Consider the following 9,575-nt stretch of genomic DNA (forward strand, 5'->3'; position numbering starts at 1 on the left):
CCTTAGAATAAAAATTTTCTCTTATTGTTTATCGGCCTGAACCAGTCTGAATCTGACTGAAAAATGATTAATTGCTGCTTGAAAAATATGCAGCGACAGATCGTAAATCATCAATACTCAGATTACCTGCGGCGACACGCAATTTGATAAAGCTGATCAGGTAGTTGTACCGCGCCTGTGCCAAATCACGCTTCGCTGCGACCAGTTGCTGCTCGGCACTCAGCACATCCAGATTAATACGAACGCCGCCCTTCACACTTTGTTTCGTCGCCTGCACTAACAATGTGGCTGAGTTCACCGATTTTTGCAACGCGTCGATTTTTGCCATGCTGCTTTGTGTCGTATTGAACTGTCTTTGCAGTTCGATCATGACTTTATTGGTCGTCGCTTCCAGATCGGATCTGGCTTTATCCCGGCTCGCCACCGCCTGGCTGGTAGAGGCGCTGACATAACCGCCTGAATAGATAGGAATCACCAGTTGAACGCCAATGCTGCGCACTGTCGAGTCCTGATTGTAGTTCGTCAGGGTGTCGGCAATACTGCGACTGTAACTGGCATTTAAATCTAAACGCGGCGTGTGTCCGGCGCGATTTTTATTGATCTCTTGTTCAGACGCTTCAATCGCCAGACGAGCCGCCGCGATCTCAGCATTTTGATCGCTGGCGATCAGTTTCCACTCAGACAAGGTAGACGGTGCAAAGGGCATGACCTTGAATTCATTGCCAAGGCTGTCAAGATTATTGACTTCCATACCAATCATGGCGGCCAACGTATTCCGCGCCGCGGCCAGATTGTCAGTTGACTCGATGACCTGCGCCTCTGCCACGTCCAGCTTGGCCTCGGTCTCCAGCATATCCGTCCTGGTGCCCTCACCTTTTTCAAACAAGCGGGCGTTCAAACGCTTTTGTTCCCGATAAGAATCACGCTGTGCTGTGTACAAGGCTAATTGATCTTCCGCATATTTCGCGTCGGCATAAGAAGACAACACTCTGACCATCAGATCTTGTGCTCGTCCTGAGAACTGCGCATCGCTATATTTGGTTTGCGCAATCCCTTGCTTGTAACGCGCCGTGGCATCCAGGCTGAACAGAGTCTGCCGTAAGGAGACTGCGTTATTGATACTAGTGTACTCAGGATAACTCGTCGTCAATTGCCCCAAAAAATTCGGTGCTGTTTGCGCTGCCTTATTTTTGCTGGTCGAATACGAATACTGCACGGTCGGCAATAAACCCGAACGTCCAAGCTTGCGGTATTCCTGACCTGCCTGATTCTCAAACACAGCCGATTGATACTGCGGATCATTCTTTAATGCCGCCTCGTAAGCCTGTATCAGGCCGATTGCTGATGCTGATGTGGCAGACATACACATTGCCGCACATGCCGCTGCCATCAGCGTGGTACGCATCCATGATTTTCGCATTATCACTCCTCTGTCAACGCAGAGTTAGCGCGGTCAAACACTGGCTTCATCAGATAATTCATCATCGTACGCTGACCGGTTTTGACAAACATTTCTACCGGCATACCGGGACGGATTTGCAAATGAGCGACCAGCTTCATCCCCTCCGGCGCCACCATGGCTTTGACTTTGTAATAAGGCTGACCAGTACGTTCATCAACCGTGCGATCTGCCGAAACCTGCGTCACGATTCCCGGTATATGCGGCGTGGTGTTCGTATTAAACGCTGAGAAAATCAACTCCGCCTTTAATCCTTCATGCACTTTATCCACCAGATTCACAGGCAACATACCCTCAACAATCAAGGCATCATCTTTTGGCACCAGCTCCATCAGCTTGAAGCCCGGTGATACGACTGCGCCCTTGGTGAAGACATTTAAACCAACAACAGTGCCGTCAACAGGTGCTTTTACCAAGGTATTGTTCAGATCAAAATTTAATGCATCGAGGCGACTTTGCAGGGACTCTGCCTCTTTTTGCACATCCGACAATTGGGTGCGTACTTCTTTTTGATAATCCTGCTGACGCTGAATTTTACGCAAACTGAATTCGGTGATCTGGCGCGTCACACGTCCCATATTGCCGATATCCTCAGACACGCTGCCATTGACCTGCGCATAAGTACGCTCCAGATCCAGCAAGCGGTTACGGGCGATATAGCCGTCTTTCGCCAGATCGCGCATCCCCTCCAGCTGTTCTTTCAAAAACTGCTGTTGCTGCTTTTTATTCACCATGGATTCTTCCAGGCCCTTCAACTGCATGCGCAATCCGCTGATATTTTCGTCGTATGCCCCTAACTCGCTTTGCAACGAAGTCCGGCGCGCACTAAACAGTTGTTGCTGCAACTGGATATTGTTCGCAACACGCGGATCTGTTTTTGCCTGCTCTAATTCTTTTGGAAAAGTGACTATCGCCGCACCGTCACGCTCCGCCATCAAACGCGCCTCGGTCGCCTGTGCTGAATACCATTGAACCTTAGAAATTTCAGTAGATGAATTGGCGACGATACTGTTCATTTTCAACAGCACCTGACCCGCTTTCACAACGTCGCCATCCTTCACCAGGATCGCATCCACCGTACCGCCCGTCTGATGCTGGATCGCTTTTCTATTCGAGGCGACAACAACATTGCCACTCAGCGGAACGCCTTTATCGAGCGGCGCAAATGAGGCCCACAACAAGAAGCCAAGTACACCAAAGATCACAATACCCCAGCCCAACCGCGCATAGGCAGCGGCATCGGTATTCACCTCAAGAATTTCTACGTTCTGGTTTGCCACATCGGTGACAACACTTTTATTGGAAGATAATTTTTTCATTACTATTCCTGTTCCGCTGCGGCATCAGCTTGCTGAAGGGCGGCTGCGTCTAAACGTGCCTGAGTATCTGCCGGTGGTTCTGTTGCTGCCGGCGTTTCCGATGGTGCAACCATTGACTCTGCCTGCGTGGCCTGCTGTGCCGCGAGCGCTTGTTGTTGAGCTTGTTGTTGAGCTTGTTGCTGTGCTTGCTGTTGCGCCTGCTGGGCTTGCTGTGCTTGTTGCTGTGCCTGCTGATTCGCCTGATTCAATGCTGCCAGCACCTGATCTCTTGGACCAAAAGCCTGGGCAACGCCGTCACGCAGCAGCAATAACTTGGTCGTTACTCCGAGAATCGAGGTACGGTGCGTAATCAAAATAATGGTTTTACCATGCTGGCGTAAATCATTGACAGCAACAACAAGTGCCTGCTCACCGACATCATCCAGATTGGAATTAGGTTCATCCAATACCAGCACAGAAGGATCGTCATACATCGCCCGTGCCAGACCGATACGTTGCTTCTGTCCGCCAGACAAACCAGCACCGCCGTCACCTAACAAAGTGTCGTAGCCCTGAGGGAAATGCAAAATCATATCGTGCACACCCGCCCGTTTTGCGGCCAGAATCACCTTCTCAGAATCAATGTCACCGAAGCGCGCAATGTTTTGCGATACAGAACCGGCAAACAACTCAATATCCTGCGGCAGATAGCCGATGCTTGGGCCCAGCTGGTCTTTATTCCACTGAAAGATATCAGCGCCATCCAGACGCACCTTACCAACAGCAGCAGGCCAGACACCCACCAGCAGACGTGCCAGTGTCGATTTACCCGAACCTGAAGGACCAATGACACCCAATACATCTCCCGGCACCAGGGCAAAGCTGAGTCCCTTGAGGACAGCTACCTGAGATCCCGGTGGCGCGGCAGTCACTGTCTCGACAGACACGGCACCTTGCGGCTTAGGCAGATCCATACCGACCTTGCGCGGCGGATTAGCCGATAACAGTTCATTGAGACGTTCGTACGCACTCTTGACACTGCTCCACTGTTTCCAGACACCGATCAACTGATCGATCGGCCCCGTTGCTTTACCCAATAAAATGGATCCCGCAATCATCATCCCGGGAGACATCTTGCCCTCAATCACCAGCAAGGCACCGAAGCCCAACACCAGCGACTGCACAGAAATACGGAAAAACTTGCTGATTGCCGTAACGATGCCCGACTTTTCGCTTGCCTCTGCTTGCAATTGCAAGAAGCGTCCGTGCAACAAGAACCAGCGTGCCATCAGGTTTGGCAGCATACCCATCGCCTCAATGACCTCTGCATTACGCAAATTATTAGCCGCCAGGTTGCTCGACGCGATTGCCATCGCATTCGCCTCGGTCAGCGGTTTTTTTGAAACGACTTCATTGACATATGCCAGGATGACCATCACGACAACAGCCGCCAAAGCAAATAAACCGAGGTACACGTCAAACATAAAAATAACCAGCAAATACAACGGAAACCAAGGCGCATCAAAGAACGCAAACAAACCATTGCCCGTCAAAAACTGACGAATCTGCGTCATATCCTGCAAAGCCTGACCCGCATTACCGCCACCACGCTTCAGGTTTTGCTCAAACGCGGCAGTATAAATACGCTTATTCATCTGCATGTCCAGTTTGGCACTAATCCGTATCAGCACAAAACTACGGATAAATTCCAAGGCACTCATCAAAACATAAGCGCCCAGCATCAGCAGAGTCAGCATCAGCAAAGTGATCTCGTTCCGGCTCTGCAAGACACGGTCATACACCTGCAACATGTACAACGACGGTGCAAGCATCAGCAGATTGATAATGGCGCTAAACACACCAACCGTGCGAAAGGCGCTCTTGAACGATCTGAGGACTTCAAAAATCTCGTTCTTAGGAAGTTTTAATTTAGATATCATTTCTTGGGGTCCATCTGCACAAAAGTGCCAAGCTACAAGGAGCGAACGCGTCAGTCGGGAGGGATTATCGCGATTTTAATTCCGTAAAAATGTGACGTACATCACATTTTTGGAAGCGTAACACAATAAAAGTCGCATTGCAAAGAGGATTTGCATCACCTGAGAGGCACTCTGAAATGCCTAACTGACAACAAGGGGCAGATCGACTGTAAGAGTGCTCGTAGAGTGACACAAAACCAAGACCTCTCACCACAGAGGCACAGAGACACAGAGAAAAGCAGGAGTAAGTAGTAATGTCGTTCAGTTAAGTCCCAAACCTAAAGTCGTTATCCCTGCGCAGGCAGGGGGTTAGCGTCTTTGGGTAATGACGTCACTCGATTCCGGCCTTCGCTGGAATGCTCTAAGACTGACGCAGAACCAAGACCTCTCACCACAGAGGCACAGAGACACAGAGAAAAACAGGAGTAAGCAGTAATGTCGTTCAGTTAGGCCACAAACCTAGCGTCGTCATCCTTGCGCAGGCAGGGTTTAGCGTCTTTGGGTAATGACGTCATTCGATTCCGGCCTTCGCCGGAATGCTCTAAGACTGACGCAAAACCAAGACCTCTCACCACAGAGGCACAGAGACGCAGAGAAAACAGGAGTAAGCAGTAATGTCGTTCAGTTAGGCCGCAAACCTAGCGTCGTCATCCCTGCGCAGGCAGGGGGTTAGCGTCTTTGGGTAATGACGTCATTCGATTCCGGCCTTCGCCGGAATGCTCTAAGACTGACGCAAAACCAAGACCTCTCACCACAGAGGCACAGAGACGCAGAGAAAAACAGGCGTAAACAGTTTGATCGACTAGCGATTCAAGGAATTTTTAGAAGATCTCGAAAGCAATCCGCAATACAGATGCGGCTTCTGGCCCGAAATGCCTTTGAAAGCCGCGTCTGTATTGCGGATTGAATTTGAACCGCCAAGATGTCCAATAGGAGCTAAGCATGTCGATGCGGCTGCTTCGCTGTTGCCATCCCCTTTCCCGCATGCGAGAGAGGGGCTGCACTCATCTGCCAATACCGCCAACAAGACAAGCGTTCTACAGAGATTTTGCGCTAACGTGATGACGCAAATAACGCAGCGATCAGATATGCAACAGATACGGCGCGTAATCGATACCGTTTGTGATTTTGCCAATGACTTGCGCCTGATTTTCCGCGCTTTCGCTGAAGTTCACCAGCACCGTCGCACGGGATTGCCCACCGGCACCGAGTGAATCCAGCCAGAACTGCAAGCCACCCGCATCTGGTGTGCGATGCAATACGTTTTTATAGATATTGGTAATAAATACCGAATCACTTGCATTTACACCGTTCAGTGTCTGGAACTCGGACGAGCTAACAAAGTTGCCTGCCACGCTCTTCAGCGCATAACCGTTATCCATCTGCGCGATCCAGTAACCGAGGCCAGTTAAATCCGGCGTACGGTCAAATGCCGCCTGGTATAAGCGATAGCATTCGCCCGCAATACCGCTGATATCGTAGGCGACCGACACATCCGTAAACTGCAAGCGCTCTATATTTAACAGGCTATCATTCCCATCCGTACCCAGCTTATCGCTGACCGATATCGCATTACCGCTGACGCTCACGGTGTAATTCGATTTAGCATGGACATACGCTGCCGTATCGACACCGGCACCGCCGTTAATCGTATCGTTACCGCCCAATCCCTCCAGCCAGTCATTGCCCGCGCCGCCCGACAACGTGTTATTTACCGCATTCCCCGTGATCACGTCATTGCCGCTACCACCGATGGCATTCTCGATCACCGTGCCAAAATTGACTGTGATCTGTCCCGCGGTCGACATCAGGTCGGATTTTTGACCAATATAGCCCCAATAACCCGGCTCCAGATACAAGGTAATCGCCTGCGTCTGTGCGCTGCCGTCGATCGTGTCATTACCCCCACCGTCCCAAATCATATTAGTTGCGGTGCTTTTCAGGACAAAGGTCGTGTCGGTCTGCACAGCGGTACTAGGGCCGTACAGATACTGCAGGGCAGCCAGATCGAAAGGAGAATACTTCAGGTGATAGCTCGCTGTGTAATCGTTGTAGCTCATCACACTCCACAACGTACTGTCTTCAGCAGTCGGCAACGCTGGGCCCTCACCGGTATTTCCCGTTGCATCTGCGGTGATAAAGGTGTGCTTCAAGCCCAGCGCATGACCCAGCTCATGAATCATCGTCAATGCCGCATATTTGCCGTCTGCCGGGGTCAGATTTGCAACGCTGATCCCCCCATAATTGAGAAAAACATCGCTTGCCGTCGCATCATCCCAAGGGTAGTAGGCATAACCCGCCGAACCAGTCTGCTGGTTATCGGTCATGACGATGGTATTAGCACCGGTAGGATCGCTGGTTTCAACAAACTTCACATCGATCACACTAGAGATATAGGCAAACGCCTGCTTGGCGAAAGCAATCTGTGCCGCATTAAAAGCCTGAAAACCCTTGGCATCATCCGCAGTGAAATACGCAGGTGCCGTCGTTGGAAAGCAAAATAAAAACGTCTTGCCAGCGCCCAGCAAACCAGAATCAATCGGCGCGCTACTCGGCAGCAAAGCGTCAATCCAGTAAGGCAATTTTTGTACGCCAGGTGCCCAGGTCCAGTTTTCTACATATTTATTCGTCTTGTAAAAATCGACATACACAATCGCGCTGTCATTACCGCTTGAGTCATAAATATAATCATTACGACTATGCACCAGATAAAGGTCATCACCGCTACCACCAATCAACACGTTATGACCCAGACCGCCATCCAGCGTGTCATCACCCGCCAAGCCATAAATATCATCATCACCAGGACCGCCAGTGAGAGTGTCTTTGCCTGATGTACCGGTTATCGTTGCCATGCTGCACTTTCAAATAAATGATGTCATGATTGTAATGACTAAATAGATCCGTTGCAATATTGCAATATCGAATAAGCCTAGGGCTTGCGCAAAATAAGAATTCTCGACCACTTTATGCATTGAGCACGCAGGCTGCATGCGGCTTTTAGAAGCATTCTGTGCCGGCAGGCGCATTCTGCCTACGGATGCTTTGATATCGATATTTTTGGAGCTGCTTACTCTTGCGTTTTCTCTGTGTCTCTATGATAAGAGGTCTTGGTTTTGCGTCAGTTCTAAAGTCTTGACATTAATCATACCCATGCGATACGACGACCTCATGACAGATCGCTATCGTTAAACAATCAGGTCGCTATGCCCAAAGCAAGCATAACGGATAAATATTTAGTGGCAAACTTATGTTTAGCTACAAACTACAAAAGGCTCCCGAAGGAGCCTTTTGTAGTTTGTAGCTAAATGCCATTTTTTGTCGTCTTTACCCTGAAGTCTTATATTGAAAAACAACTTCAGGGCACCGAGTTCAAAAAACTTTACTAGCCATCCAAGCCAAATGCTGCTTAGCCCAGAGTGATCAGTCCGCCGGTGATAGCAGTTGTTGCACCTACTGAATAACCAACCAGGATGATTGTTTCAAATGCAGTACCAGCACCGACTGTTGTGTCATATGTTACTGCTGTATCCAGACCATTTGCAGCAAATGTGAATGTACCTGCAGCAGCATCATATGTACCGTGAACAAAGTTCACAACATCATCTGTACCAGCCAAGTTGATGGCAGACAGGTTTACAGCTGGAGTCGATGTGAACAATTGGATTTTATCGCCAGCAACAACGCCTTTAACAACGTCAAATGTTGAAGTCAATTCAGCAGTTTGGATTGTTGTTGATGTGTTTACACCGGAATCACCAAGTGCTGCGTTGACAATCTTGGCTGTTGAACCAGACAGAGTGATCAAGTCAGCACCAGCGCCGCCAGTGATAACGTCAGCACCGCCACCGCCAACAATCACGTCTTTACCAGCACCGCCAAGGATTGTGTCTGCACCTGTACCGCCAGTCAATGTACTGGCGATTGTCGAGCTACCTGTAATGCTGTTAGTACCAGCAACTTCAGTGATTGTGACCGCTTTTGTTGATGCTGCTGCATTGATGACGTCACCACCAGTTGCACTACCTTTGATTGTTGCAGCGGATGTCAATGCACCTGAAGTCCAGCTAAAACCAGTAGCTGCTGTGCCAGCGGTGTTGGTCATGCCACTTGCATCAACGGATGTGTAAGTAACATCCGCTGCTGTCAGTGTTAAGCCAGCGTTACCAGTCACTTTCAATGTCGTGATCGCTGTATCAACCAGAGTCAATGTGTCGATATGTTTCGTTGCATCTGTATCTGTCAAAGTCAAGTTGACTGTTTCAACAGCAGTTGCTGTGACGCTACCACCAGCGAGTGCTGCTACTGATTTCAGTGTCAGGTTCAACACGTCAGTTGCAGTATCCGTTGCCAATGTGTAAGTTGTTGCAGCAGTTGGAGAAGCAGTCAGTGTCAGATCCGTGCCAGCAGCGACGGTATTCCAAGTGATCGCGCCAGCTACAGCGCCTTCTGTCAAATGAGCGAAGCCAGCTGCAGAGTACGCGCCAGTTGCACCAGCACCAGCACCCAATGTTTCAAAGCCAGTGACATTTGCCAAAGAGAAGGAAGCTGCATTAACAACGAATACGTCGTTAGTACCAGCGCCACCATCAACAGCCACCGTAGGAGCGACCGCAGCAGTAACGATGTCAACGCCTGAACCACCTTTGTAGATTTCAGTACTGTTGATTGTGACAGTGTTAGCGCCTGTAGAAGCAGAGGCGTTAATAGTAGTCAGTTGCGAACCTTGACCGGACAGATCTGATGTAAAACCGCCAGCGCCAGTTACCGTTACGGTTGTCAGTTTGTTAGTTGTGTTGTAACCACTCACTGTAACCAAAGCACTGTCATTCACTGTCA

Annotated in this window: 5 protein-coding genes; all 5 read right to left on the reverse strand. The window is 49.7% G+C overall.

Annotation, left to right across the window (positions count from 1 at the left end; genetic code table 11):
- Nucleotides 1-67 precede the first annotated feature (67 nt).
- The gene (locus ACO0K4_RS15195; RefSeq protein ID WP_422957479.1) at nt 68-1,420 is read right to left on the reverse strand and encodes a TolC family outer membrane protein; all 1,353 of its coding nucleotides are present in this window, start codon (nt 1,418-1,420) and stop codon (nt 68-70) included.
- Nucleotides 1,421-1,422: 2 nt separating this feature from the next.
- Nucleotides 1,423-2,778, reverse strand: coding sequence for an HlyD family type I secretion periplasmic adaptor subunit (locus ACO0K4_RS15200; RefSeq protein WP_422957480.1), 1,356 nt, complete (start codon nt 2,776-2,778; stop codon nt 1,423-1,425).
- A 2-nt stretch (nt 2,779-2,780) separates the two neighbouring features.
- Nucleotides 2,781-4,697: a type I secretion system permease/ATPase gene (locus tag ACO0K4_RS15205; protein ID WP_422957481.1), complete on the reverse strand. Its 1,917-nt coding sequence runs from the start codon at nt 4,695-4,697 to the stop codon at nt 2,781-2,783.
- 1,121 nt (nt 4,698-5,818) lie between these two features.
- Nucleotides 5,819-7,591 carry a DUF4214 domain-containing protein gene (locus tag ACO0K4_RS15210; protein ID WP_422957482.1) on the reverse strand — a complete coding sequence of 591 codons (1,773 nt, stop codon included), beginning with the start codon at nt 7,589-7,591 and terminating at the stop codon, nt 5,819-5,821.
- Between the two features lie 554 nt (nt 7,592-8,145).
- On the reverse strand, nt 8,146-9,575 hold a 1,430-nt coding region (locus tag ACO0K4_RS15215), incomplete at its 5' end, for a beta strand repeat-containing protein (protein ID WP_422957483.1).

The organism is Undibacterium sp. RuTC16W (assembly GCF_049339445.1).
GTDB lineage: Bacteria > Pseudomonadota > Gammaproteobacteria > Burkholderiales > Burkholderiaceae_D > Undibacterium.